The following is a 25,364-nucleotide window of genomic DNA, read 5'->3' as shown; positions in this document are numbered from 1 at the left end:
TTCAGTGACGCGGCGTCACTCCGTGACGCAGACCGGCCGCTTCGCGACCGGAGCGCGGTTCGCTTCGCGATCCGCGCCTGCGAGAGCCCGCTCCGCGGTCTCTCTTGACGGAGTTCGCTCCGCGAACTCCTAGAGCTGGCTGCTGAGTTGGTGCGGGGGTGATTGCCCGAGGCTTGGGCCTGCTCGGCCGGCAGATGGGGCGAGCCGTACTCATACCGAGGCTCGGATACAAGAGGTGCGCTCCGCCCCCGACAGATCTCCAGTGCACCTCCCCGGTGGAATCACGGGAAGAGACGAGAACCCAAAGCACTTCCTTCCCGAAGAAAAAACACCCGCTTCACAAAAAACACTGCGAACCAACCGACTTCGCTTCCCCGGGAATTGACTACCCCTCAGAGCCGTACGGGCCCCGCAGAACCAGAAACCCATCGCCGGCCGCCCCGGAGATCAACCATCACGGTGCTACCAGTCCCTACAGCTCGCCCCGCCACTGAGAAAACTTCAGACCAGCCCAAGCCTGACCGACGTAACATCCTCAACACGCCGATTCGGAGCGTGCTCACTCGTCGAGCTCTCTATCCGCCCTTCGGCAAGTTCCCCTTCATGAAAAGGAATCCGGTCTACGACCTCGCCCTCATCGTTGAGGAAGTCCAGAGTGCCCGTAACGGTGTTGTAGTGCTGTTCGCGCAGTATGCCGTCCACCGTCATCCGCACCATCTTCCCCTTCCCCAACGGGCGGGACAGGTGGAGATGTTCACGCGCCGCCCGAGCCACCGAAGGTGACGTGGCTTCCGTACTGGCCGGGAGGACCTCGTTGTCACCCTTTCCATCCAAGGCGCAGACCAACAGGCCGAGCAATGCGGCAGATACGGCCGCTACGGCGGCACACAACAGAAGGCGTGATCGGCGAGACATCCTGGCATCCTTGCACGGTGTATCCGTGCCCCCTCACATGGCTGCCACCCCACCCCACCCTGGCCCGGCCCGCGATCGTGCTGACGGGCGAGTGCCTTGGTCGCTCCGCAGCGCGCTCAGTAGTCACAGGGGAACAATGTCTCGCGCTCCTGGGGCCGAGCCCGAGAATCGTGTTGGCTGGGGACGCGGGGCTGTCAGTACCGTGGAGATCCACTTGGCTGCAGCAAGGAGCTGAATATGCAGGACATGGCCGTCGATCCCGTTTCCCATAACCGGGCGGCCTGGGACAAATATGTCCAGGAAGGCAACGAGTGGTCGAGACCGGTAAGCAGTGAGGATGTCGACCGCGCCCGCAAAGGCGACTGGTCAATCGTTCTCATCGGACGGGAACCAGTCGACCGGACCTGGCTGCCGGCCGACTTGACCGGGAAGGACGTGCTGTGCCTCGCCTCCGGCGGCGGCCAGCAAGGCCCGATTCTCGCTGCTGCGGGGGCGCGGGTCACGGTGTTCGACAACTCTCCCGGCCAGCTCGGCCAGGACCGGATGGTAGCCACACGTGACGGACTCGACACGCTGCACACCGTCCTGGGTGACATGAGTGACCTCAACACCTTCGACGACGCGGCATTCGACGTGGTGTTCCACCCGGTCTCCAACCTGTTCGTGCCGGATCTCGCGCCGGTGTGGCGGGAGTGCTTCCGTGTCCTGCGGCCAGGCGGGATGCTGCTCTCGGGCTTCCTCAACCCTGATGTGTACTTGTTCGACCACGAGGCACTCGACGAACACGGCGAAATGAACGTCGTACACAAACTCCCCTACAGCGATGTCACCCACTACACCCCCGAAGAACGCGCCACGAAATTCGGCCCGGACGCCGCCCTCGAATACAGCCACACCCTGACCGAACAAATCGGCGGGCAACTCGCCGCAGGATTCCTGCTCACCGGCTTCGCGGAGGCACCACACCACACCAATGCAACCGCTTCCTACATGTCACACTACTTCGCAACACGCGCCCTCAAGCCCAGCTAAACCAGGCACACCCAGCTCAACCCCGCTCGATGCCGGACGCCCGGCGCCCAAGACCAGAAGGAGACAAGGGGAGCACTCCCTCACAGGCGCTCCCCTCCCACGGTCATGGTCCACCGAGCCCCGCCCGGCCGTCCTGGCGTCTCGTGCGCTCCAGCCACGGGCCGAACTCGCTGTCCAGGACCAGGCGTCCGAGCTTCCGGTACTCCGCGAGGACGGCTGCGACCAGGTCCTCGGTCTCCAGCGGGTGGCCCGACTCCGCCGCCTGGTAGGCGGCCGTCACCGCGCAGGCACGGATCGAGCCCCCGGTCAGCTCGAACCGGTCCGCACACGTGCGCAGGTCCAGGCCCGGAGCGCGGGGGATCTCCGTGCCCAGGCAGCGCTCCCACAAAGCCAGCCGCTGCGGAGCGTCGGGAACGGGGAAGTCGGCGACGACATCGAGACGGCGGGTGAACGCCTCGTCCAGGTTCGCCCGCAGATTGGTCGTGAGCACGGCGATGCCGTCGAAGGACTCGACGCGCTGGAGCAGGTAGGCCGACTCGACGTTCGCGTGCCGGTCCTGGGCGTCCTTGACCTGCGAACGCTTCCCGAAAACGGCATCCGCCTCGTCGAACAGCAGGACCGCGTTGACCTCCGACGCCTCGGCGAAGATCCGTTCCAGGTTCTTCTCGGTCTCCCCCACGTATTTGTCGACCACGGACGACAAGTCGACCACATACAGCTCCATGCCCAGGTCCGCCGCGACGACCTCCGCCGACATGGTCTTGCCCGTCCCGGACTCCCCCGCGAACAACGCGACGATGCCCCGCCCCCGGCCGCCGCCCGGCCGCATCCGCCACCGCCCGAGCACCTGGTCACGGTGACGGGCACGCAGAGCCAGATCGGAGAGCTGGCGGCGGGTCGCCGGGGGCAGCACCAGGTCGTCCCAGCCGACAGCCGGCTCGATCCGCCGGGCCAGGCGGGCGAGCCCCGCACCGTTCTGTGCCCGGACAGCCGCGCGCACGTCCGCGGCCTCCACCGGGCGGCCCTCCTGCGCCGCCAGCCGGACAGCCACACCGGCGGCCCGGCGGACCTGCCCGGAGTCCAGCCGGTAGGCTCCGGTGGCCTCCGCGAGACGGGCATCCGCCTCGTCCGTCCCGGCGGCCAGCCCGGTGGCCGCACCGACCCCGGTGAGCGCGGTGCGCCACCGCCGTACCGCGTCCGCCGGAGCAGGCGGCGGAACGGGAATTGTCACCGGGCTCTGCCCCGCCCACAACGGGTCCCAATGCCTGCGCCCGTACACGAGCAACGGCAAACCACCACCGGCCGCCGCACACAGCGCCCCGAGGACGGCGGCGCCCTTCGGCTGCTCGGGCGCCAGCGCCTCCAGCGGGCCAAGGACGAGACCGCCGCCGCTCAGCCGTGCCTCGCACGCCAGCATCCGCGCCACCCGCTCCGGTTCGCCGGCCGCGGCCAGCGCCGCCGGGTCCACGAGGAGCGGGCGCAGCCCCGAGGCGGCGAGCGCGCCGACGGCGACGCGGGCCGGGTCGCCGCCCCGGTCCAGCAGATGGGTGAACCCGCTCCCGGTGCCGGCGGCCGCGGTGGCCTGCCGGGTGACCGGGCAGCCGTCCGGTTCCGCCTCCGGGCCGCCCACACGCACCAGACCGTGCAGCCGGGCATCCACCTCGTCGTCACCGAGCAGGTGCGCGGTGATCCGGTCCGGGACGCGCAACAGTCGCGACAGCAGGGGTCGTTCGGGTTCCAGAACCTCCACCAGGCCGCCCGCGACGAGCGGGGCGGACGGTGCGAACCGGAACCGGCCGGGGCCCGCGCCGGGCAGCCCGGACAGTTCGAGAGCGAGACCGATCGTGGCGCGGCGCCGGGTCAGGTCGTCGTTGAGATAGCCGTACAGCCGCTCGAACCGTGCGTCGATGTCCGGCGCCATGGCGACGAGCAGGAGATCGACATCGGGCCCGGTCAGTGCGAACCGCTCGGCCAGTTCCGCGATCCGCCCTCTTTCGGGCGGAGCGCCGGGGCCGAGGTCCGGTACGGGCAGGAACGCGTCGCGCGATTCCAGGACGCGTTCGGCGGCGGCGGGCGTGAGGTACTGGCCCCGCAGCGGATCGTCCGGCGTCGGATCGCTCTCGTGCCGCAGGGCGACCGCGTGCCGCACGCGCCGCTCGACGTGTCCGAGCCGTTCCCAGAGCTCGGCGACGGCGGTGTCGGGGAGCTGCCGCGTGACGGTCACCGGGCCGCCCCGCCACCGCGCCTGCGCCGCCCCGGTGGCAGCTGACGTTCGCGTGCGGCGGCGAAGCCGTCGCCCGCCGGGTCCGGGCCGCCGTCCGCGTAACGCAGCCGGCGGCCCCGGTCCGTGGCCTCGCCGTCGACGGCGGGAGACGTGCGCACGAGCAGGCCCTCGGTGACCGGCGGGCCGGCGGGCTCCACCTCGCCGGACAGTGGCGCCCAGACCCGTACGTCGATCGCGGCCTTCAGCTCGCCGCCGAGCGCGGACCAGACGTCGACCGTGGACGGGCGGTCCCCCGAGCCCGCCGAAGCGGCCTCCATCTCGACCGTGAGGCCCAGTTCAGCGAGGCTGCCCGTGAGCATGCGGGCGGGCAGCGCACGGGTGCGGATCAGGCAGCGCAGCACCTCGGAGAGCAGGCGGTGTTCGTCCTGGGGGCGGTTGGTCCAGGCCGTCACCAGGTAGGTCAGCTCGAACCAGCGCGGGGGTGTGCGGCGGCCGGTGACCAGGCCCTCGGCGTCGTACTGTTCGGACGTGCCGCTGCGGCGGCGCGTCGCGTCCTCCCGGATCCCGTACAGGAACACGCTGACCGTGGGCGCGTTGCGGCGGGCGGACCAGTCCTTCGTCGGGGCGTCGAAGACCAGGTCGACGCCGCTGTCCTCCAGACCCGCGTCCGCCAGCAGCAACCGCAGTCCCTCGTCGACTTCATGGATCATCGGCGCGCCGTCCCGTCCGACCGGACCACTTCGTGGATCACCGGCGTCCCATCTCGTCCGGCGGGGCCAGGTTGCCCGTCACCACGAGGAAGTCCGTCGTCACGGGTGAGAAGCCGGGGCCGGACGCGGTGATGGTGCGCGGCCCCGTCCGGTCCTTGACCAGGATGAGGAGCTGGGCGATGAACGTGCCGTCACGGCCGGGCAGGGTGGGCGCGGCGGCCGCGGTGATGCCGGGCTTCCAGGCCAGTTTCACGGGCGCGCCGGGCGGGAAGTCCTTGCCGCGCACCGAGGTGACGAATCCGGGCTTGCCGATCTCCGGCACGGAGACGATCCGGGGCTGCAGGACGCGCAGCGGGATGCGGGAGACGTTGTCGCCCCGGTCCGCGTCGGTGCCGGTCGTCGTCAGCGTGCCGGTGATCCGGGTCGTCACGGCGTGGTCGGGGGCGAGGACGACCCTCAGGACCGTGGAGGCGCCCGGTGCCAGGTCGGGGAGTGTGCAGACCCCGTCGGCGCAGCCCGCCGGGAGCGTGGCCACGGGGATGCGGGCGGGCAGTCCGAGCCGCAGGCGCAGGCCGGTTGCCAGGGCGTTCTCGCCGTTGCGGACGGTGTAGGTCACCACGATCCGGCCGCCGACGTAGCCGGGGCTCGGCTGGGCGCGGACGGCGAGACCGGGCCCCGCCTCGGGTGCGGGCGGCAGAGCGGGCGGCTGTGCCGGCGGTTGTGCGGCCGGGGGCGGCAGCTTGGGCGGGGTGGGCTGCTGGGTGGGCGGCGTGCCGGGCAGAACGGGCGGGACGCTGACCCGTACGGCTGTGTGGGTGGCGTTGTCCGTGGGGTTCGGGTCCACGACTGCCCCCTCGACCGACCAGCCCAGCTCCCAGGGGCCGTTCGCGACACCGGTCAGCCGGACGGTGACCGGCACCCGGGCACCGGGTGCGAGCAGGCCGAGGGCGCAGGCCGGCGTAGCGGAGGCGCACGGGCCCGCGGGGGTGCTCATGCCTTCCAGGCGGACGCCCGGCGGCAGGTCGGCGACCAGCGTGGTGCCGGGGGAAGGGGCCGGGCCGTGGTTGGTGACGGTGACCGTGAGGGTCACCGAGGACCCCGTCTCCACGGTGGGCGCGGTCGGCGGCGCGGTGACGGCCAGGTCCACCTTCTGCTGGAAGGCGGGTTCCTTCTGGCGGCCGGGCAGTGGCGCGGTGAGCGGGGTCAGGGTGCCGGTGGCGAGGACCAGTTCGGACAGTTGCTCGGGGGAGTTGGGGGCCCGGCCCCGGCGGTGGCTGAGGACCAGCCGGGAACCGTCCGGCGACCAGGCCACGTCACGCGGCTGGTACGGGCCGGTCGCCTCGACGTCCGGGATCTGCGCACCGCAGGCGGCGGGGTCGTTGCCGCGGCCGGTGGGCAGCACGACCCGGCAGTTCGTACCGTCCGGGGACGTGACGACGATGCTGGCGCGCTGGTTGATCTGGTCCGCGCGGTCCTTGCGGTTGAAGGCGACGGATTTCCCGTCGGGCGAGAAGGCGGGGCTGTCGTCGATGACCTTGCACTCGCCGGGGCAGCCGCCGAGGCGGCTGATGTCCTGCTGCCGCTCCAACCCCTCCACCGGGGCGGTCCACACGTGCTTGATGCCGCCCAGGCCCCGGACGACCTCGGCCCGGGTGAACGCCAGCACGGTACCGTCCGACGACCAGGCCGGCTGCGCGTCGGCACCGGAGACCTCACCGTCCGGGGGCACGACCTCGCCGGTGATGCGCCCGGAGGCCACGTCCGCGACGAGGACCCGGCTCGTCCAGGCGCCGTCCGTACCGGGCGTGGACCGGGTGAAGGCCAGCCGGGTGCCGTCCGGGGAGAACGAGGGGTCGGTGTCGCGGTCCTGGGGGCCACGCCCGTCCAGCTTCATGGGCGCCGGCCGCTTCCCGTCCGTGTCGGCGAGCCAGATCCGCTGGACCCGCTGCCCGTCGATCGTCTCGAACCGGGTCAGGGCGATGCTGCGCCCGTCAGGCGTGTACGTCTGGCGCTCGGTCCACGGGTCGTAGCCGGCGGCCGGGTGGAACAGCGGGTCGACGGCGGGGTCGTCGCTGGTGTTGGTGAGGGCCCTGGGGTCCTCGCGCAGGACGTCGAGGCGCAGGTCGCGGGGGTCCGAGCCGTCCTGCCGCATGTCCTGCAGCGTGACGAGGGCGGGGTCCTTGGTGGTCCTGCGGGTGACGACCGCCGTCCAGGAGTCCCGGGACCCGAGCACCGCCGGGGTCTCGACCTCGCGGTCCTCGGTGAGCACCATGTGCGGGGCCGGATCGGTCAGGGACCCGATGCGGTAGACGTGGTCGTAGACGGAGCATCCGCAGTCCGTGTTCGGGCTGAGGAAGAGCAGGCCCTCGCCGTCGGGCAGCCAGGCCGGTGACCGGGTGCCCCAGTCGTCGCCGAGCCCGGTCAGCACGGGCCGGGCGGTCCCGGCCCCGTCGGTGACCCGCAGCCGGTGGCCGGTGTCCGTGTCGGAGGCCGGTTCGACGTGCACCGTGTAGACGACACGGGAGGCGTGGGCGGAGTCGCCCACCGGGTTCCACTCGGGCTCGTCCGCGTCGCCCTCCGCGCTGTTGCTCAGGCACTCCACCGTGCCGCCGTCCAGGTCGCGTGCGTAGATCTGTGTGCCCCGTTCCGGACCGCCGTCACTCGCGTACGCGATACGGGTGCCGTCCGGGGAGAGCGTCGGGGAGGTCTCCTCGGCGGGGGTGTCGGTCAGCTGCTTCGGCTTCTCGGGGGCGTCGACGTCCACCGACCACAGGTCCCGGCGGCCACCGTTGCCCGGCGAGTCGAAGACCACCGTCCGCCCGTCGTCGGAGAGTTCGGGATGCGCCGCGTCCATGCCGCTGGTCAGCCGCAGTACGGTGCCGTCCGCGCGGCGCAGGTAGACCTGCGGGCGCGTCTCGTCCCGGAGGCTGGTGAAGACCAGCGCCCGGCCGCGCCCGTAGGCGTCCTGGTCGTAGTGGGCCGGGTCGTCGCCCTCGAACAGGTCCGCGGTGGCGGTCTCCGACGTGACCCGGCCGAGGCTGCGGTGCCCCGTACCGGCGAAGGCGATCCGCCCGGTGTCGGCCGCCGCCCCCGGCACAGGAGCTGCGGCGGCCGGCTGGACGCCCTGCGGGGCGGACACGGACCCCGCCACCAGCAGCGGCGTCAGCAGCAGCACCGCACCGCACAGCCGGCGCAACCGGGCACCCCTCGCCGGGCCACCAGGACCGCCCACGGTCCACCTCACAGTCTGGTCGATGGTTCTCCACATCGAGCATCGCTGCCAAGGGGGCTCGGCGACAGGGCCCGGAGTACCCCGGCACGGGGAAGAGCGGGTGCCCTTTGCGGCCGCGTCTACCGGTGACGCTCCTTGAGGCGGCTTTCCTGTTCGGGCGCGACGTCGGCCCGGACGCCCTGGAGCAGGGAACCGATGAACAGAAGGTCGTCGACCAGCTGTTCATGGCTGTGCTGCGCCTGGATGTCGCGGAACTCGACGCGGCGGTGGGCCGCGTTCGCGTCGTCCATGTGCTCCAGGTTGACCGCCTGGTAGTGCAGCCGGTCCTCGGGATGGGCGGCCACCTTGTCCCGGAGGTCCGGGGTCGCGTCCTGGTGCAGGGGCAGTTCCAGCAGGTGCTCCTGAAGGCGCCGTACGGCGCCGGGCAGGTCCACGTCGCCCTCGTAGGCGTCCGCCAGGATCGTGTCGAGGAGGTCCTGCACGCGCCGCAGATGGGCATCGCCCTGGGGGAGGTCGCCGGTCCACGGCGCGTTCACCGTGTCCTTCTCGCGCGGCGCGGCGCCGAACCGCGCGACCCATGTCTGCCACCGCGTCTCCCATTCCCGCATGGACTGGACGAAGAGCTCGACGCTGTCGCCGAACGTCGAGGCGCTGTCCAGGGAGATGTGCCCGCCGCCCCCGGCGATGCTCTGGTCCACGCGCAGACCACTGGCCGTGGCGAGCGGGAAGATGTGGTGGTTGATGATGAAGTGCACATGGCCGGTGCGCAGTTCGGCGGCCGGGGTCGGGGCGGTCCGGGTTTCCAGGCAGGCGTCGTCCATGGTGATCTCCCACCACCACCGGGAGGTGCCGTCGGTGTACGTGAACCGCCTGGCGTCCTGCCCCTTGACGGTCGTGTTGCTCGTGGTGAGCGTGAACCCGTCCGGCGGCGGGGCGTTCTGGACCAGCGCGGCCCACTGGTTCATCTTGTTCCGGGCGTACGTGATCGCGGCCCTCGCCCGCGCGTCCGCCTGCCCGGTCAGGCCGCCGATGTCCACGCGCAGGGGGTTGCCCCCGGCCCGTCCACTGAGCGTGTCGTCCGTGAAGGTGAACTCGGTGCCGACGACGGCGTGCGGCAGGGGTGCGGCGTAGTCGGCCTCCTCCCCGGTCTTGGCGGCCGTCGCGTTCTCCTGCTCCATCATGTTCAGCTTCCGCACGACCGCCGTCAGCGAGGCGTCGACGTCCTCCCCGGCCGAGGCGGGCCCCTCCGCGATGGCTTTGCCGACGGTCCGCCAGGCGTCCTCGATGCCCAGGTCCGCGAGCAGCGTGTCCCGCTGCTTCTTGCTGAGCTTCTTCCCCAGCGCCAGCGGCGCGTAGTCCGCCAGGATGCGCTGCGCGTCGGTCTGGACGTACGCCAGCGCCGCCTGCCGCCAGGCACCCGCGTCCCCGCTCGCGCGCGGCTCCATGAACCGCTGGACCGGGACACCCCTCCCGGCCCGCTCCACCCCGGCCCGCTCCGCCCCGGCGTACGGGTGGCCCGACCGCCGCAGCAGGTGCAGGGCGGCCGCGTTGCCCAGGGTGCGCTGGACGTCGAGGAGCGCGGTGCGCTCGGCGGGGGCCGGGCCGCGTGTGGGGGCGGGCCGGGTCTCGGCGGTCCGGTCGGTGCGCTGCTCACGCTGGGACATCGGTCTGCCTTTCCACGAACGGTCACCGCCACGACACCGGGCCGGGGCCCGTCCGGGCAAGGGGTGCCGGGGCAGTGCCCGGGACGCGGGCCCCGGCCGGGCGGCCGTGGCGGGGCACCGAGGGGGCAACGGCCGCTGCCCTCCCGGTGCCGGACCGTGCGTCAGATGAGGCCGTGCCGCATGGCGTACCCGACGGCGTGGGCGCGGTTGCGCAGGTTGAGGCGGGTCGCGACCTCGTGCAGCACGTTCTTGACGGTGCGCTCGGAGTAGGAGGTCTTCTGCGCGATCTCCGCCGTGCCGTACCCCTCCGACACCAGGCGGATCATCTCCGCCTCACGGGTCGTGAGGGTGGACAGCGAGAGGCCCCTCGGGTCCAGGACCGAGCGGTGCAGGCTGCTGACGTGGTCGATGAGCTTGCCGAGGAGGTCTCCGGGAAGGACCCCCTCGCCCTTCGCGACGGCGGTGACGAGGTGGACCAGCCGGTCCTGGTCGGCCTCCCCGCGCCGCAGGACGGCGGCCACCCCGTACTCGATCAGGGTCTGGAGGGCGCCCGCCTCGAAGTACCCGACGACGAGCGCGGTCCGGGTGGTGGTGTTGCGCTGGAGGCGGTGCAGGAGCTGGACGGCCGGTTCGTTCACCACGTCCACCACCACCAGGGAGACCTGGGCGCGGTCCGCCTCCTCGTCCGGGACCAGCTCGATCTCCGGGCGCCGGCGCAGCTGTTGGACCACCCCGGTCCTCAGGATCAGGTCCTCGGCATACACCGCCACGGTGACCCGGCCGGACGCCGGGGCGGGTATGCGGAGCGCGGGCTGTTCGGCCGGGGCGAGGGCGCCCGGTTCCGCCGCTGTCGTCGTCGTGTCTGTCGTGATCGTGGTCATGTGCTCGTCCTTCTGGGCCGCTTCCGCCGGTTTCCGTCTTGTCCCCGTGCCATACGCGTACGTCGTGCACGGGCAGGGCGACCTGGCCCGGGGGTGCGGCGCGGGCGCCCGGCGCGGGTGTGCCCCGGGGGCACCCGCGGTGCCCGTGCTTTGCCCTCGTGCCCCTGCTGCCGGGGGCGCGGCGCGGCCTAGCGTCGCAGGGTGACGACATCTGCCGAACTCGCAATGCCCACGGTGACGGTGACGCCCGGGACCGAAGCGACGACCACGCTGACCGTGCGCAACGACGGCGACATCGTCGAGGCGTACACCCTCGACGTGGTCGGCGACTGTGCGGCGTGGACCACGGTGGAACCGGCCCGGGTCTCCCTCTATCCCGGCACTTCCGAGGTCGTCACGGTGCGGTTCGCGCCGCCCCGGTCGCACGAGGTTCCGGCCGGTGAGAAGCCCCTGGGGATACGGGTGCTGCCCGCCGAGCACCCCGAGTCGGTGGCCGTCCCCGAGATGACGGTGGTGGTCGAGCCCTTCCGCGAGCTGCGCGCACGGCTGGAGCCGGGGCGCCGCCGGGGCTGGCTGGGGGCGCGTTTCCGTACCGCCGTACAGAACCGTGGGAACGCTCCCACGGAAGCGTTGCTCACCGCCCGGCAGCCCGGTGAGGAGCTGCGCCTGGCGTTCACGCCGGAGCGCCGGAAGCTGGAGCCGGGCGAGTCGGCGGAGGTGGCGCTGCGGGTCCGCGCCCGGAAGCTGATCTGGTTCGGCGCGCCGGCCGCCTGGCCGTTCGAGGTGGTGGCCGGGGAGCCGGAGGCGGACGGGGCGGGCAGGGAGGACGCCCGGGACGTCCGGGACGTCCGGGACGTCCGGCCGGAGCCCCTGCAGGGGGAGTTCGCCCAACTCCCGCTGCTGCCCAAGTGGTTGCTGATCCTGCTCGCGGCCGTGCTCGCGCTGCTGCTCGCCTGGTTCGCGCTGGTGCGCCCCGCCGTCCGCAGCACCGCCAAGGAGGCGGGCGCCAAGGCCGCCCAGGAGGAGAACCGGCAGCCCCAGCAGGGCGGCGGCGCTGCGTCCGGCTCCACCGGCGGCGGCCAGGGGCAGCCCGAGGGTCAGGGCGGCACGGCCGGGGCGGAGGGCTCCGGCGGGTCCACGGGCGGTTCCGGCTCGACCGGCGGCAGTGGCGGCGGCGGCGGTGGGAACAGCGGGCAGAGCTCGGAGACGATCGACGTCCAGACCGGCGCCGGGGGCGAGGAGACCCGCGCCTATGTGGTCCCGGCAGGCAAGACGTTCGGTGTCACGGACATCGTCGTGGCGAATTTCCAGGGCGACGAAGGGTTGCTGACGATCTCTTTCGGCCAGCGGAAGATCACCACCATTGCCCTGGAGACGTTCAGGAACCAGGACTATCACTGGGTCACCCCCATTCAGATACCGGAGAAGGCAGCGGTCACCGTTTCCGTGACCTGCTCCAAGCCTGGGACTCCGGCCACCGGCAAGCAGGCTTCCGGGTGTCACCAAGTACTCAATGTCAGCGGTGTGCTGAGCGATGTTTCGCGAGAGGAACGATAGCGCCGGATTCCGGTTGCGCTGTTCCGGCTGTGTGAACAGACGGGTTTCCCACCTGCGGGGATGCGCCACCACGCGTTCATCCGGATGTGTCCCTTCACACACCCGGACACACGGGGAACGGCTGGACGGGCGAATGCGCGGAGTGCGGGAAGGCGGCCAATTCCGGCGTTTCCCGGGTGATTCCCCGTCATATCCCCGTATGCCAAATGGACTGGACCACTGGGCCACGCGCTCGGTGGAGCGGATCCGGTCTCATCCGGTTCCCCGGAGCGACCGGACAATTCCAGCCGATGTCTCTGACGGGCTCAATATTTTCTGGCTGAAACTAATCCCTCGTGCCCGGTGATCGGACGTACCGGCCCGGAAAGGCAGCCGTCTTGCCCCCCGGCCAGGACTTTGGGGCCTGTCTGCCCGCGCGCGCCCCTGGTGAGACTGGGCGGGCGAACGTCTGACCAGCCGAAGGAGCGAGCATGCCGTCGTACCTCACCCCAGGTGTATACGTGGAGGAGGTGCAGTCCGGAGCACGGCCCATCGAGGGCGTCGGCACCGCGGTCGCCGCCTTCGTCGGCTTCGCGGAGACCGGCCCCTTCCACCGGCCGACGCTGGTGACCAGCTGGGACCAGTACGTTTCGACGTTCGGCACCTTCACCCCGGACACGTATCTGACGCTCGCCGTCCACGGGTTCTTCAGCAACGGCGGCGGCGCCGCGTACATCGTCCGGATCGGCGGCCCCGCCGAGGGCGCACCGCAGGAGGGCGCGCCCGCGACCGCCCCGTCCGTGGCCATCGGCGGGTTCCTGGTCGCCGCCCGGCCGGGCGCCGGCGACGGGATCTCCATCGAGGTCGCCGACGCCGAGGGCGAGAACCCGCCGGAGGACCGCTTCCGCCTGCTGGTCCGTCAGGGCGGCAAGGTGGTGGAGACCTTCGACACCTCCGTACGCAAGAACGTCAAGGGCTATCTCGTCACCCAGGCCCGTCAGTCCAAGCTCATCGAGGTCACCGAGCAGCCCGGCGCGGCGCAGTCCCGCCCCGAGAAGCAGAGCCTCACCCTCGCGCCCGCCACCCCGGACACGGGTGCCGCCGGCCGCGGCGGCCCCGCCGAGTACGTGGGCGACGCGTCGGCCCGTACGGGCATCGCGGCCCTTGAGGCGATCGACGAGATCACCATGGTCGCCGTCCCCGATCTGATGAGCGCCCACCAGCGCGGCGACATCGACGACGAGGGGGTCAGGGCCGTCCAGCTCGCGCTCATCGCGCACTGCGAGCAGATGGGCGACCGGGTCGCCGTCCTGGACACCCCGCCCGGCATGAACGCCCAGCGCGTCCGCACCTGGCGCAACGACGACGCCGGCTACGACTCGCGCTACGCGACCGTGTACTACCCCTGGCTGAAGGTCCTCGACCCGGCCACCGGCCGCCAGACCCTGATGCCGCCCAGCGGCCACGTCGCCGGGGTCTGGGCCCGCAGCGACGGCGAGCGCGGTGTGCACAAGGCCCCCGCCAACGAGGTCATCCGGGGCGCGCTCGACCTGGAACTGCGCCTGAGCCGGGGCGAGCAGGACCTCCTCAACCCGATCGGCGTCAACTGCGTGCGCGCGTTCCCCGGCCGGGGCATCCGGATCTGGGGCGCCCGCACCCTCTCCTCCGACCCGGCCTGGCGCTACCTCAACGTCCGCCGGCTCTTCAACTACCTGGAGGAGTCGATCCTCCTGGGCACCCAGTGGGTCGTCTTCGAGCCGAACGACGACCGCCTCTGGTCGAGCATCCGGCGCAACGTCACCGCGTTCCTCTCCGAGGAATGGCGCAGGGGCGCGCTCTTCGGCCGTACGGCGGAAGAGGCGTTCTACGTCAAGTGCGACCGGGACAACAACCCGCAGGAGTCCATCGACCTGGGCCAGGTCGTGTGCGAGATCGGCGTCGCGCCGGTGAAGCCGGCGGAGTTCGTCGTCTTCCGGCTCTCACAGTTCTCGGACAGCACGAGCCTCGTGGACGAGTGACCGTCCCCCTCGCGCAGTGACCCAGCAGGCGACAACGAACGGAACAGGTGACACAGAGTCATGGCAGAGGGCGACGCTCTTTCCACCCACGTCTTCGGCGTGCAGCTCGGCGGCTATCTCGTGGAGTCGATCCAGGAGATCAGCGGTCTGACCGTCGAGGAGGAGGTGGTGGAGGTCCGGCAGGTGACCTCCACCGGCAAGCAGATCATCCGCAAGCAGCCCGGCGCGCGCCAGGCCGGCGAGGTGACGATCACGCGCGGGCTCGACAAGAGCAGCGAGTTCACCAAGTGGATCAAGGAGACGCTGAACAACGGCGCGGTCGACACCGCGCGGCAGAACCTCACCATCGAGATCAAGGACTCCAAGGGTGAGACCGTCCGCCGCATCCAGTTGATGCAGGGCTGGGCCAGCCGCTGGGAGGGCCCCTCGCTGAAGGCCGGCGAGTCCAGCGCGGCGACCGAGACGGTCACCATCACCTTCGAGGAGATCGTCGTCGAATGAGGCGCAGGACCGTTTCCGGCGGCGGCCTCGACGAGGTCCTGGACAGTCTCGCCGCCGCCGCGCCCGCCCCGGCCGAGGCCCCGGCCGCCGCTCCGGCGCCGCCCCCGGCCGCCCGCAGGCCGGACGAGTTCGATTTCGAGCTGCCGCGCGGTTACGTGGACGACGAGGGCCGGACCCACCGGACCGGGACCATGCGGCTCGCCACCGCCCGCGACGAACTGCGCCCGCAGATCGACCTCCGGGTCAAGGAGAACCCCGCGTACCTGAGCGTGGTGCTGCTCAGCCAGGTGATCACCCGGCTCGGCACGATCACCGATGTGCACGCGGGGGTGGTCGAGCGGATGTACGCGACCGACGTGGCGTTCCTCCAGGACTTCTACCGCCGCATCAACAGCGAGGGGCACACCCACGCGGCGGTCACCTGCCCGCTGTGCCAGGGCTCGTTCGAGGTGGACCTGTCGGGTGAGCGCCTGGGGGAATCGTGACGTACGCGCCTTCCCGGCTGCGGGAGGAGATCGCGTACATCGCCTACCACTTCCACTGGCAGCGCGAGGAGATCCTCGACCTCACGCACGGTGAGCGGCAGGAATGGGTGAGGGAGATAGCGCGGATCAACACCCGCGTGAACGAGAACGGGTGAGGGCGTGGAGTTGAAGGGCTGGTTCCGGAGGCGTCCGGCGGCGGGCGTCGTCCCCGACGCGGACCGGGCTCGGGCTTCGGAGCCCGGGTCCGGGGACGCCCCGGACCCGGGGCCCGCCTCCCCCCGCCCCGGCGCGGACTGGGACGGCGGGTGGCGCCGGGTCGCGCCGCCGACCGTGACCGTCGCCCGGTCCTCGATCGGCGTCAGCGACGGTCTGCGCTTCCGCTCCCGCCTCGCGTCCTGGCAGAACGTGGCCTACAGCGGCGGCGACCTGGGCCACGCCGTGCTCCCGACCGCCCCGGCGGGGCGCGTCCACGGTGTGACCCGGACCCCGGCCACACCGCGGGTGGCGCCCCCGGGAGCGCCACTGGTGCTGCGGGCGGTGGGCGGCGCGGCGGACACACCTTCGTCGCCCCCGGCGCCGGGCGGGAGCGGTGCGCCCGAGGGCCGCGCGGGCCGGAACCCGGAGGTGCCCAGGCGCGTGGTCCCCGCCGTGTCCGGCTCGGCGTCCCGCGCGCCCGAGGACGGCGGTCCGCCCGCGACGCCGCAGGCGGACCCCGTACCGGTGCGCGCCCGGCGCACCGCGCCCCCGCTGACCCTCGCCCGCCGCCCGGCACTCCCCCTGCGCACCGTCTCCGCCGTCCCCTCCAGCGGCGTGCCCGCACCGGTCGCGGCGGCGGAAACGGCTCCGGTACGCGGAGGCTTGGGCGATCCCCTCGGCGCGCTGCCGCCCGGGGCGGTCCCTTCAGCACCGCCCACCGTGTCCGCCGCCGAAGGGACCGCCCCGGAACTGCCGGTGGTCCAGCGGCGGGCCGATGAATCCACCGAGCCCGCGGTGCGCCCCGGGCCGGGCGGATCGCCCTCGGATGCCGGGCCGGTGGTGCGGCGACAGGTGGACGCTTCCGCGTCCGGTGGGCCCGAGGTACGTCCTCGGCTGGGCGAGTCGTCGGGTGACCTGCTGTCCGGGGCGGGCCCGTCGGCGTCGCTGACCGGGGCCGGGGCTGCCCCGTCCGCACAGACTGCCCCCTCCACACCGTCTTCCCCGTCCACACCGTCTGCCGCATCCGCACGGTCCGCACCGGAGTTGCCGGTGGTGGTGCAGCGGCAGGCGGACGCGTCCGCGTCCGGTGGTGCCGAGGTGGGCCCTGGGCCGGGCGACGGGGCGGCTGCGACGGGTCCGTCCTCGCGGGGGGCGGCCCCCGGGGCGCAGCGGCGGTCCGCCGCGCCTCCGGTACGCCCTGCCCTGGGCGGGTCCCCGGGCGAACGGCCCCCCGTGGGCGACCCGTCGACCCCGTCCGCTGCCGCCGGGTCCGCACCTTCCGGGCCCGCCCTGCCGGTAATCCTGCGCCATGCGGACGCACCCGCGTCCGCCGGACCCTCCGTACGCTCGGCCCCGGACGGGCAGTCGTCCGGGGCGGCCCCGGCCGGGCCTGCCCTCCCCGTCGTCCAACGCCGGTCTGACGCGTCGGCCGGGCCCTCCGTACGCCCCACCCTGGGCGGGCAGCCGCCCGTAGCGGCTCCCGCCGGAGAAGCGGGCGCCCCAGCCGGGTCCGCGCTGCCGGGGCCCCGGCGCGAGACGGACCCGCCCACCGCCGCGCCTCCGGCCCGCCACGCGCCGGACGCCTCCGCCGGACCCGCGCTCCCCGTGGTCCAACGCCAGGCGGAGGCACCCGCGTCCGCCGGCCCGGAACGCCTCGCGTCCTCCGCCGCGCCTCCGGTGCGCGCCACGGTGCCGGTGGTCCAGCGGCAGACGGGCGTACCCGCGTCCGCCGGGTCCTCCGTGCGCCCGACCCTGGACGGGCAGCCGCCCGTGACGGCCCCGGCCGGGCCTGTCCTGCCGATGGTCCAGCGCGAGGCGGACGCGTCGGCCGGGCCGCCCGTGCGCCCCGCCCCGGGCGGGCAGCCGGCCGTGGTGAGACCGGCCGGGTCCGAACGGCCCGTCGTCCACGGCCACGCGGACGCGGCCCCCGCCGCGGCGCCCCTGACCCGTCCCACCCCCGGCCCCGCTCCCGCGCAGGCCCCCCGTCCGGCCACCTTGCGGCCCGCGCTGGGCAAGCCCTTGCGTGAACTGCCCGCAGGCGCTGCCCCGTTCGTCGCGGGCGCCCGCGAGGGGGCGGCGGCACCCGGGCTGCCCGTCGTGCAGCGGCAGACGCCCGGCGCCGGCGCCGGTGTGCGTCCCGTGCCGGATGCCGCGTCGGCCGGGCCCGGCTCGCGCGCCCGCGAGCGGGGCGGACTCGGTGCGCCCCTGCCGGGGCTCCCGCCGACCGCTGGGTCCGCGAACGAAGCCCCGCTCAGGGCGCCGGCCGCCGGGCGTCCCGGGCAGCCCGTTTCACCCGCGATGCCCTTGAGGGGCGTGCCCGCCGCCCAACGCGCCGCTGTCCGTGTGCGGCCGGTCGCTGGTGGGCGGACGCCGCGAAGTGCCCCCGTGCGGCGCACCCGCGCGCTTCTCGTGGCACGGGCGCTCACCGTGCGTACCGGCGCGGCCGACGGGTTCAGCGCCCGGGCGTCCGCCGCTGCGGGTCGGCCCGTCGTGCCGGCCACCTGGCGGCGTGACGCGCCGAATCCGGCGGGGCCCGGGGAGGCGCGGCCGGTCGTCCAGCGTGTCGCCGCCGAGCCGGTGGCCCCGCCGCGCCCGCCCGCCCCGCTTCCGGCCCGGCCCGCCGTACCGCAGGGGCCCGCCGTCCCGGCCGGTCTCGTACCGGAGCACGCTTCCCGGGCGCCCGTCGTCCGGCCGCACCCGCCCGGCACCCCGCGCCCCGGCCACTTCGCCGCACCCGTGCAGCGCCTCGCGATGCCGGTCGTGGCGGAGCCCGTACCGGAAGCGGGCGCGCCGTCCGGCGTACTGCCGCCGGTGGCTCCCCGATCCGTCCCGTCGCCGCCCAAGCAGGCGCACGGGGCAGGGGTCCAGCGTGCCGTCGCGCACGCCGGTCCGGCCGGTGTGCCGGTCACCTTCGTGCAGCGGCAGCCCGCCCGGGAGACCGCGCCCGAGCGGCTCGCGGAGCCCACCGCCGAGCCGGACGTCGAAGACCTGGCGCGCCGCCTGATCGACCCCGTCGCCCGGCTGCTCAGGGCCGATCTGCGGCGGGGCCGCGAACGTTCCGGACGTCCGTACGACGGCCGCCGCTGACAAGGAAGACCACGGATGACGGACAACATCTTCGCGACGAGCGTGTTCTTCAAGCTCACCATCGGCGGGAGCGACCTCGGCGCGTTCCACACCTGCTCGGGGCTGGGCGCCGAGGTGGAGATCGAGAGTTACGCCGAGGGCGGCAACAACGGGTTCACCTGGCAGTTGCCGGGGCGGATCACCTGGACCAACATCACGCTGACCCGTCCGGTCACCGCCGACACGCTCAAGATCGCGCGCTGGCTGAGCGAGACGACGCAGCGCGTCGAGCGCAAGGACGGCGAGATCGTCGCCCTGCGTCCCGATCTGAGCCGGATCGTCAGCTGGCAGGTCCAGGGGATCGTGCCGGTCCGCTGGCAGGGGCCGTCCTTCGACCCGGCCAGTTCGCAGGCGGCGGTCGAGACGCTGGAGATCGCGCACGAAGGGCTGGTGCCCTCCTGATGAGCCATGGACCACTGGACGGCCAGGAAGGAGGGACCCCGTGCCTGCCGCTGCCCGCACGAGCCGTGCCCGCGCACAGCTGACCATCATGGAGCCGCCGTCGGACGTCGGCGCCAAGCCCGGCGGGACCCTCGCCCGGCTCACGCTCCAGTTCAACCCGTCGACGCTCTCGCTGCGCAAGTCCACCGAGTGGCGCCGCACCCCGTCCCGTACGGCGGGCGAGTCCGCGCTGCCCGAATTCGTGGGCAGCGGGCCGCGTTCGCTGTCGCTGGACGTGTTCCTGGACGCCACCGCCACCCACGACAACTCCGTGGAGCGGGCGGTCGAGCAGCTGATGACGGCGTGCGTGCCGACGCCGAGCAGTCTGGGCCGGAAGAAGCCGTCGAGCCCGTGGGTGCGGTTCGACTGGGGGACGTCCAGGACGACGTCGTTCGACGGGGTGCTCTCCAGCCTCTCGGTCTCGTACACGCTCTTCGACGTGGACGGGAAGCCGCTGCGCGCCACCTGCTCGCTGTCGATCGAGGAGGCGAGCGTCGACCCGGCCGGGCAGAACCCGACGTCCGGGTCGCGGGAGGCACGGCGTACGCACACGGTGGTCGCCGGGGACAGCCTGCCGCTGCTCGCCTGGCGGGAGTACGGCGATGCCACGGCCTGGCGCACGATCGCCGAGGCGAACGGCATCGACGACCCCATGCACCTGCCTCCCGGCAGCGAACTCCTGGTGCCCGCGCTGGAGGACGGCACCGCCGGGGAAGACGTACCGGAGGCCGCCCGATGACCGGCCCCGCCCGCTCCTTCGCCGCCGACCCGATCGTGGAGGCGCCCGCCGAGCTGCCCCAGGCGTGGGCAGCCCAGCTGGTGAGCTGCACGGTGGACGAGAACGTCGGGCTGCCCGACAGCGCCGTGCTGACGTACCGCGACCCGTACCACACGCTGCTCACCGCCACCGGGATCACGATCGGCACCGAGCTGAAGATCTCCGTGGTCACCGTCCAGGAACGGGCGCGCGAGCGGCTGTTCACGGGTGAGGTGACCGCGCTGGAGCTCGACAGCGACACCACCGGATCGTTCACCGTCGTCCGCGCCTTCTCCAAGGCGCACCGGCTGCGGCGCGGGCGCAAGGTGGTCGCGTACCGGAACATGAAGGCCGCCGACATCGTCCGCAAGGTCGCCGCCGGGGCCGGGCTGCCGTGCGGGAAGGTCGAGGCGGCCCCGGTGACGTACAAGCAGCTGACCCAGCCGAACGTCTCGGACTGGGACTTCCTCCAGTACCTGGCGGGAGAGTGCGGCGCGCACGTCCGGGTGGACGAGAAGGGTGTGCTCCAGTTCGTGAGGCCGAAGCCGGCCGCCTCGGCACCCGCGCCGTCCACGTCCGCGTCGAAGCACCCGATGGTGCTGGAGTACGGGCGCAACCTGCTGGCGCTGCGGGCCGTTCTGACCGGGGCGGACGGGGCGGACAGCGTGGAGGTGCGGGGCTGGGACGTGGAGAACAAGGTCCGGCTGGTCGCCCGCGAGCAGGCCGTCCGGTCCGAGACCGTCGTCCCGGGGGCCAGTCCGTCCGCCGCCGCCGGGGCCTTCGGGAAGAACGCCCGGATGACCGTCGCCGACACCCCGTACCGCACCCAGGCCGAGGCGCGCGCGGTCGCCGGCGCCGTGGCCGGCCGGGTCGCCTCCGGCTTCGGCGAGATCGAGGCGGTCGCGGAGGGCAACCCGAAGCTGCGGGCCGGCGAACCGGTCGCGCTCGGCAACGTCGGCCCCGCGTTCGCCGGGCGCTACACCGCGACCGCCGCCCACCACACCCTTGACCCGCAAGGCGGCTACCGTACGACCGTCCTGGTCAGCACCGATCCGGACCGCTCGCTGACCGGGCTCACCGCCGGGCCGGGCGCGCCCCCGCCCGGCCCCCGGATGCCGGGCCTCGCGATCGGCGTCGTCACCGACATCCGCGAGGGCCGGGGCAGGGAACGCGGGTCGGTGCGGCTGAAGTTCCCCTGGCTGGACGACACCTACGTCACGGACTGGGTCCGCACGGTGCAGTGGGGCGGGCAGGGCGGCGGCGGGGTGTTCAGCCCGGAGGTCAACGACGAGGTGCTGGTCGGCTTCGAGCAGGGCCTGATCGACAGCCCGTATGTGCTCGGCGGCCTCTACAACGGCGTCGACAAGCCGTCCCCGCACGATGTCCCGCTCGTGGACCCGACCAGCGGCAAGGTCAACCGCCGCTCGCTGGTGTCCCGTTCGGGCAACCGGATCGAACTGCTCGACACCCCGCGCGGCCCGTCCGGCGTCCGGCTGGCCACGGGGGACGAGCAGCTGGAGGTCGTGCTGGACGAGCGGCGCGGCGAGATCGCGCTGAAGGTGTACGCGCGCGGCACCTCCCGGGTCCTCAGCTCGCTGTCGCTCGGCCGCTCCGGGATCACGCTCGACGCGGGCGCCGGAGACGTCCAGGTGAAGGGCAGGTCGGTGACCGTCGAGGGCAAGACCGGCGTCACCGTCGACGGCGGCCTGCTCGCCGTCCTGAAGGCCGCCCTCATCCGCATCAACTGACGCCCCGCCCATCGAGGAGAGATCACCAGCCATGCCCCAGGCAGCCCGTACGGGCGACCCCACCGTCCACGGTGGCGTCATCGGCACCCCGCCCCCGGGCGCTGCCGCCGTCGCCACCGTGCTGATCGGCGGCAGGCCGGCCGCCGTCACCGGAAGCCTGCACGTGTGCGTCGTCCCGCCGCACGCCCTGCTCGGCCCGGGGAACGTCGTCCTGCCGAATCCGGCGGCGGTCGTCGGCGGCGCGGTCCTGATCGGCGGGCTGCCCGCCGCCCGCGTGGGCGACACGACCAGCTGCGGCGCGAAGATCGTGGCCGGGGCGCCCAACGTCCTGATCGGGGGCGCCCTGTGAGCGAGCACGGCTTCATCGGGCGTGGCTGGGGCTTCCCGCTGCGCGTCGGCGCGACGGGCGGCATCGGCATGGTCGAGCGCGAGCAGGAGATCGAGGAGGCCATCGGTCTGGTCCTCGGCACCGCGCCCGGTGAGCGGCCCATGCGCCCGGAGTTCGGCTGCGGTATCCACGAGTACGTCTTCGCCCCCGGGGACGGCGCCACGGCTGGGCGGATCGCCCACGAGGTGCGTACGTCCCTGGAGCGCTGGGAGCCGCGCATCGAGGTCCGGGACGTGGTCGTCGCGTACGACACCGTCGAGGAAGGCACGCTCTACATCGACGTGCACTACACCGTCCGGTCCACCAACGACCTACGGAACCTTGTCTTCCCCTTCTATACGATCCCCGAGGCGGGAGCCCGCTGATGTCCCTGACCCCGCCCAATCTGGACGACCGCCGCTTCCAGCAGCTCGTGGACGAGGCCAAGCGCTACGTCCAGCAGCGCTCGCCCGAGTGGACCGACCACAACGTGTCGGACCCCGGGGTCACGCTGATCGAGACGTTCGCGTACATGGTCGACCAGCTCCTGTACCGGCTGAACCGGGTGCCGGACCGGAACTACTTCGCCTTCCTCGATCTGCTCGGTGTGCGGCTGTTCCCGCCGACGGCCGCCCGCGCCGATGTCGACTTCTGGCTGTCCGCGCCCCAGCCGGACACCGTGCGCCTTCCGGCCGGAACGGAGGTGGCGACGGCGCGTGGCGAGATGGAGGAGGCGGTCGTCTTCTCGACCGGTGAGGACCTGGCGATCGTGCCCAGCTCGCTCGTCCGCCTGGTCACGGTCCCGGCGTCCGGCGAGCAGACCGACCGCACCGGGCCGCTCGCCGAGGGCCGGGACATCCCCTGCTTCCAGGCCCGGCCCCAGCCCGGCGACGCCCTCCTGTTCGGGCTGCCCACCGCCGTGCCCCGCTGCATCGTCGCCGTCCGCCTGGACAGCCGGGTCGAGGGCGTCGGCGTCGACCCCCGCCAGCCGCCGCTGGTCTGGGAGGCGTGGGACGGTGCCCGCTGGGTGCCCTGCGCGACCGGTACCGACTCCACCGGCGGACTCAACAGGCCGGGTGAGATCACGGTGTTCGTGCCCGCCGGGCACACCGAGTCCGTCACCGCGGGCATCCGCGCGGGCTGGCTGCGCTGCCGGGTCACCGAGGCCGCCCCCGGCCAGCCCTTCTACTCCGAGTCCCCGACGATCCGCGAGGCGGAGGTCTTCACCGTCGGCGGCACGGCCGGTGTCGAGCACGCGGAGACCGTGTACGACGTCCCGCTCGGCACCTCCGAGGGGGTTGCGGGCCAGACCTTCGCCGCGCCCCGGACGCCGGTCCTGCTCGACGGCGAACCGCCGCTCGTGGAGGTGTCGTCGGACGGCGGCTGGCAGACCTGGAACCCGGTCGAGCACTTCGGCGCGTCCGGTCCCGGCGACCGGCATGTGCGGATCGACGCCGTCGCGGGTCTGTTCGCCTTCCCGCCCGAGGTGCGCGAGGCGGACGGCACGATGCGGGCGTACGGGGCGGTGCCCCCGAAGGGCGCCCACATCCGCCTCGCCCGCTACCGCACGGGCGGCGGCGCCTGCGGCAATGTGGCGCGCGGCGCGATCCGCGTCCTGCGCAGCTCCGTCCCGTACGTCGCCGGCGTCGACAACCGCGAGGCGGCGCGCGGCGGCGTGGACGGCGAGACCGTCGAGAACGCGAAGCTGCGCGCACCGCAGATCCTCCGCGTCCAGGAGCGGGCCGTCACCGCCGAGGACCACGAGGCGATCGCCCGCGAGGCCGCGCCCTCGCTGCGCCGGGTCCGCTGTCTGCCCGCCGCCCCGGGCGAGGGCGGCGCGGTCCGGGTCCTGGTCGTGCCGGACGCCGTCCCCGACGAGGGCGGCCAGCTCCGCTTCGAGCAGTTGATCCCGCCGGAGTCCGTGCTCGCGGCCGTGGCCCGGCGGCTGGACGAACGGCGGCTCGTCGGCACCCGCCTGGTGGTCGAGCCCCCCGCCTACCAGGGCGTCACCGTCGTCGCCGGACTGGTCGCGGACGAGGACGACACCGACCGCGTGCGGACCGCCGCGCTCGACGCGCTGTTCCGCCACATCGACCCGCTGAGGGGCGGCGCGGACGGCACCGGCTGGCCGTTCGGCAGGCCCGTGCAGTACGGGGAGGTGTTCGCCGTCCTCCAGGCCGTGCCCGGGGTCCGCCTCGTCGAGGAGGTCCGCCTGTTCCCGGCCGACCCGCTCACCGGCCGGCGCGGCGGTGCGGTGGACCGCATCGACATCGCCCCGAGCGCCCTGGTCTTCTCCCACCAGCACCAGATCGCGGTCACCGCCGCCGGGCCCGGTGAGCGCCGATGACCCGGGCCGCCGTCCCCGGCCTCCCCAGCCGCTACCCGATCGGCGCGCTGCTGCCCGCCCTGTACGCGGACGACGACCTGGCCCAGCGCTTCACCGCGGGCCTGGACACGGTCCTCGCCCCGGTCCTGTCCACGCTGGACAACCTCCCCGCCTACTTCGACCCGGCCCTGGCCCCGGACGACTTCCTGCCCTGGCTCTCCTCCTGGGTCGGCGCGGGCATCGATCCGGCCTGGCCGGAGGACCGCCGCCGCGCCGCGATCGCCCGTGCCGTGGAACTCCACCGCCGGCGCGGCACCCGCCAGGGCCTGGCGGACCTTCTGCGCCTCTGCTTCGGTGTGGAGGCGGACATTCAGGACGGCGGCGGTGTCGCGTGGTCGTCCGAGCCGGACTCCCCTCTGCCCCCCGCCCCGACGGGCGAGTTGCTGGTACGGATCCGGCCCACGGCCGGCCGCCCGCCGGACGAGACCCGCGTCCTCGCGGTGGTCCGCGCCTCCTGCCCGGCCCACCTGACCTGCCGGGTCGACATCCTGCCGGGCACCCCGGCCGACGAGACAGGGAGCCCGACATGACCCGCCCATGCCCGTCCTGCGGCGCCGCGAACGCGGAGGGCGAGGACTTCTGCGGGAGTTGCGGTACGTATCTGGGGTGGTCGACGCGGATACGGCCCGGGCAGGCACAGCCGGAGCCGGAGCCGGACGGGTCGTCGGGGCCGGAGCGCGCGGAACCGGGCGCGGTCTCGGGGGCGGAGCCGGGGGCGGTCTCGGACGGGTCGTCGGGGGCGGCGCCGGGCTCGGACTCGGGTGTGCCGTCAGGGGCGGCGCCGGACGGACCGTCGGTGTCCGGGACGCGTACGGGCCCGGGCTCGGCCTCGCCGTCGGCGTCGGGCTCGCGTCCGGACTCGGTCTCGGGCTCGGTTCCGGCCCCCGCGCCGGAGTCGGAGCGGCGTACGGCTCCGAGCCCTGCCACGCCTGCGCCGTCTCCCGTACCCATTCCGTCCCCCAGCCCTGCCGCGCCCGCCGCACCCGAACCGGAACCGGAACCGGTCCGCGCACCCGAATCGGAACCGGAACCGCGCAGGACGCGGCGTTCGGTGCGCAGGCGGACGCCGGAGCCGGAACCGGCCCCCGCACCGGAGCCCCGACCGGCCCCCGCCCCGCCGGGCCCGGCCGCCTCCCGGCCACCCGC

The 25,364-nt window shown here is 73.5% G+C and carries 20 protein-coding genes; 14 read left to right on the top strand and 6 right to left on the bottom strand.

Annotation, left to right across the window (positions count from 1 at the left end; all coding sequences use genetic code 11):
* Positions 1-501: 501 nt before the first annotated feature.
* Complete coding sequence (locus ACWCXC_RS35215) at positions 502-915, bottom strand: hypothetical protein (RefSeq protein WP_450891630.1); 414 nt, start codon at positions 913-915, stop codon at positions 502-504.
* Positions 916-1,152: 237 nt separating this feature from the next.
* Here ACWCXC_RS35215 and ACWCXC_RS35210 point away from each other — a divergent pair, with 237 nt between their 5' ends.
* Positions 1,153-1,947 carry a class I SAM-dependent methyltransferase gene (locus ACWCXC_RS35210; RefSeq protein WP_450891629.1) on the top strand — a complete coding sequence of 265 codons (795 nt, stop codon included), beginning with the start codon at positions 1,153-1,155 and terminating at the stop codon, positions 1,945-1,947.
* A 103-nt stretch (positions 1,948-2,050) separates the two neighbouring features.
* Here ACWCXC_RS35210 and ACWCXC_RS35205 read toward each other — a convergent pair whose 3' ends face one another.
* The 5 genes from ACWCXC_RS35205 to ACWCXC_RS35185 form a co-directional block, all read right to left on the bottom strand.
* Entirely contained in the window at positions 2,051-4,171 is a 2,121-nt protein-coding gene (locus tag ACWCXC_RS35205) for an ATP-binding protein (protein WP_450891628.1), read from the bottom strand.
* The gene (locus ACWCXC_RS35200; RefSeq protein ID WP_450891627.1) at positions 4,168-4,881 is read right to left on the bottom strand and encodes a DUF4255 domain-containing protein; all 714 of its coding nucleotides are present in this window, start codon (positions 4,879-4,881) and stop codon (positions 4,168-4,170) included. The genes ACWCXC_RS35205 and ACWCXC_RS35200 overlap by 4 nt, the downstream gene beginning before the upstream one ends.
* A 37-nt stretch (positions 4,882-4,918) precedes the next feature.
* Positions 4,919-8,053, bottom strand: a complete 3,135-nt coding sequence (locus ACWCXC_RS35195) for a hypothetical protein (protein WP_450891634.1) — start codon at positions 8,051-8,053, stop codon at positions 4,919-4,921.
* A 179-nt stretch (positions 8,054-8,232) separates the two neighbouring features.
* On the bottom strand, positions 8,233-9,777 hold the full coding sequence (locus tag ACWCXC_RS35190) for a hypothetical protein (protein ID WP_450891626.1): 1,545 nt from the start codon (positions 9,775-9,777) through the stop codon (positions 8,233-8,235).
* Between the two features lie 161 nt (positions 9,778-9,938).
* Positions 9,939-10,658 carry a response regulator transcription factor gene (locus ACWCXC_RS35185; protein WP_450891625.1) on the bottom strand — a complete coding sequence of 240 codons (720 nt, stop codon included), beginning with the start codon at positions 10,656-10,658 and terminating at the stop codon, positions 9,939-9,941.
* Between the two features lie 225 nt (positions 10,659-10,883).
* Here ACWCXC_RS35185 and ACWCXC_RS35180 point away from each other — a divergent pair, with 225 nt between their 5' ends.
* The 13 genes from ACWCXC_RS35180 to ACWCXC_RS35120 all read left to right on the top strand — a co-directional run bounded on the left by ACWCXC_RS35180 (position 10,884) and on the right by ACWCXC_RS35120 (position 24,748).
* Positions 10,884-12,215: a COG1470 family protein gene (locus ACWCXC_RS35180; RefSeq protein WP_450891633.1), complete on the top strand. Its 1,332-nt coding sequence runs from the start codon at positions 10,884-10,886 to the stop codon at positions 12,213-12,215.
* A gap of 470 nt (positions 12,216-12,685) precedes the next feature.
* Complete coding sequence (locus tag ACWCXC_RS35175; RefSeq protein WP_450683747.1) at positions 12,686-14,212, top strand: phage tail sheath family protein; 1,527 nt, start codon at positions 12,686-12,688, stop codon at positions 14,210-14,212.
* Between the two features lie 60 nt (positions 14,213-14,272).
* Positions 14,273-14,713: a phage tail protein gene (locus tag ACWCXC_RS35170; protein ID WP_111337042.1), complete on the top strand. Its 441-nt coding sequence runs from the start codon at positions 14,273-14,275 to the stop codon at positions 14,711-14,713.
* On the top strand, positions 14,710-15,198 hold the full coding sequence (locus tag ACWCXC_RS35165) for a hypothetical protein (protein ID WP_450683748.1): 489 nt from the start codon (positions 14,710-14,712) through the stop codon (positions 15,196-15,198). Before ACWCXC_RS35170 ends, ACWCXC_RS35165 begins: the two co-directional genes overlap by 4 nt.
* Complete coding sequence (locus ACWCXC_RS35160; RefSeq protein WP_383651168.1) at positions 15,195-15,353, top strand: DUF6760 family protein; 159 nt, start codon at positions 15,195-15,197, stop codon at positions 15,351-15,353. Before ACWCXC_RS35165 ends, ACWCXC_RS35160 begins: the two co-directional genes overlap by 4 nt.
* 2,425 nt (positions 15,354-17,778) lie before the next feature.
* The gene (locus tag ACWCXC_RS35155) at positions 17,779-18,480 is read left to right on the top strand and encodes a hypothetical protein (RefSeq protein WP_450891624.1); all 702 of its coding nucleotides are present in this window, start codon (positions 17,779-17,781) and stop codon (positions 18,478-18,480) included.
* Between the two features lie 15 nt (positions 18,481-18,495).
* A complete protein-coding gene (locus tag ACWCXC_RS35150) occupies positions 18,496-18,921 on the top strand; it encodes a phage tail protein (RefSeq protein WP_450683750.1) in 426 nt (141 codons plus the stop codon).
* Positions 18,922-19,009: 88 nt separating this feature from the next.
* Positions 19,010-19,699 carry a CIS tube protein gene (locus tag ACWCXC_RS35145; protein ID WP_450683794.1) on the top strand — a complete coding sequence of 230 codons (690 nt, stop codon included), beginning with the start codon at positions 19,010-19,012 and terminating at the stop codon, positions 19,697-19,699.
* Positions 19,696-21,465, top strand: a complete 1,770-nt coding sequence (locus ACWCXC_RS35140; protein WP_450891623.1) for a VgrG-related protein — start codon at positions 19,696-19,698, stop codon at positions 21,463-21,465. The genes ACWCXC_RS35145 and ACWCXC_RS35140 overlap by 4 nt, the downstream gene beginning before the upstream one ends.
* A gap of 31 nt (positions 21,466-21,496) precedes the next feature.
* Positions 21,497-21,814 (top strand): PAAR domain-containing protein, encoded by a 318-nt coding sequence (locus ACWCXC_RS35135; RefSeq protein ID WP_450683752.1) that lies wholly within the window; start codon positions 21,497-21,499, stop codon positions 21,812-21,814.
* Positions 21,811-22,218 (top strand): GPW/gp25 family protein, encoded by a 408-nt coding sequence (locus ACWCXC_RS35130; protein WP_406285198.1) that lies wholly within the window; start codon positions 21,811-21,813, stop codon positions 22,216-22,218. Before ACWCXC_RS35135 ends, ACWCXC_RS35130 begins: the two co-directional genes overlap by 4 nt.
* Positions 22,218-24,179, top strand: coding sequence for a putative baseplate assembly protein (locus ACWCXC_RS35125; RefSeq protein ID WP_450891622.1), 1,962 nt, complete (start codon positions 22,218-22,220; stop codon positions 24,177-24,179). The genes ACWCXC_RS35130 and ACWCXC_RS35125 overlap by 1 nt, the downstream gene beginning before the upstream one ends.
* Entirely contained in the window at positions 24,176-24,748 is a 573-nt protein-coding gene (locus ACWCXC_RS35120) for a phage tail protein (protein ID WP_450891621.1), read from the top strand. The genes ACWCXC_RS35125 and ACWCXC_RS35120 overlap by 4 nt, the downstream gene beginning before the upstream one ends.
* Positions 24,749-25,364 lie beyond the last annotated feature (616 nt).

The sequence above is a fragment of the Streptomyces sp. NPDC001515 genome (assembly GCF_053597115.1).
Note: the sequence above shows the minus strand (reverse complement) of the source record. Positions and strands in the feature narration are given on the sequence as shown.

Bases quoted from the DNA above. Each gene is read 5' to 3' on its own strand.
- ACWCXC_RS35215 (WP_450891630.1), bottom strand. From the start codon at position 915: ATGTCTCGCCGATCACGCCTTCTGTTGTGTGCCGCCGTAGCGGCCGTA.
- ACWCXC_RS35210 (WP_450891629.1), top strand. From the start codon at position 1,153: ATGCAGGACATGGCCGTCGATCCCGTTTCCCATAACCGGGCGGCCTGG.
- ACWCXC_RS35200 (WP_450891627.1), bottom strand. From the start codon at position 4,881: ATGATCCATGAAGTCGACGAGGGACTGCGGTTGCTGCTGGCGGACGCG.
- ACWCXC_RS35190 (WP_450891626.1), bottom strand. From the start codon at position 9,777: ATGTCCCAGCGTGAGCAGCGCACCGACCGGACCGCCGAGACCCGGCCC.
- ACWCXC_RS35185 (WP_450891625.1), bottom strand. From the start codon at position 10,658: ATGACCACGATCACGACAGACACGACGACGACAGCGGCGGAACCGGGC.
- ACWCXC_RS35180 (WP_450891633.1), top strand. From the start codon at position 10,884: ATGCCCACGGTGACGGTGACGCCCGGGACCGAAGCGACGACCACGCTG.
- ACWCXC_RS35175 (WP_450683747.1), top strand. From the start codon at position 12,686: ATGCCGTCGTACCTCACCCCAGGTGTATACGTGGAGGAGGTGCAGTCC.
- ACWCXC_RS35170 (WP_111337042.1), top strand. From the start codon at position 14,273: ATGGCAGAGGGCGACGCTCTTTCCACCCACGTCTTCGGCGTGCAGCTC.
- ACWCXC_RS35165 (WP_450683748.1), top strand. From the start codon at position 14,710: ATGAGGCGCAGGACCGTTTCCGGCGGCGGCCTCGACGAGGTCCTGGAC.
- ACWCXC_RS35150 (WP_450683750.1), top strand. From the start codon at position 18,496: ATGACGGACAACATCTTCGCGACGAGCGTGTTCTTCAAGCTCACCATC.
- ACWCXC_RS35145 (WP_450683794.1), top strand. From the start codon at position 19,010: ATGGAGCCGCCGTCGGACGTCGGCGCCAAGCCCGGCGGGACCCTCGCC.
- ACWCXC_RS35140 (WP_450891623.1), top strand. From the start codon at position 19,696: ATGACCGGCCCCGCCCGCTCCTTCGCCGCCGACCCGATCGTGGAGGCG.
- ACWCXC_RS35135 (WP_450683752.1), top strand. From the start codon at position 21,497: ATGCCCCAGGCAGCCCGTACGGGCGACCCCACCGTCCACGGTGGCGTC.
- ACWCXC_RS35125 (WP_450891622.1), top strand. From the start codon at position 22,218: ATGTCCCTGACCCCGCCCAATCTGGACGACCGCCGCTTCCAGCAGCTC.
- ACWCXC_RS35120 (WP_450891621.1), top strand. From the start codon at position 24,176: ATGACCCGGGCCGCCGTCCCCGGCCTCCCCAGCCGCTACCCGATCGGC.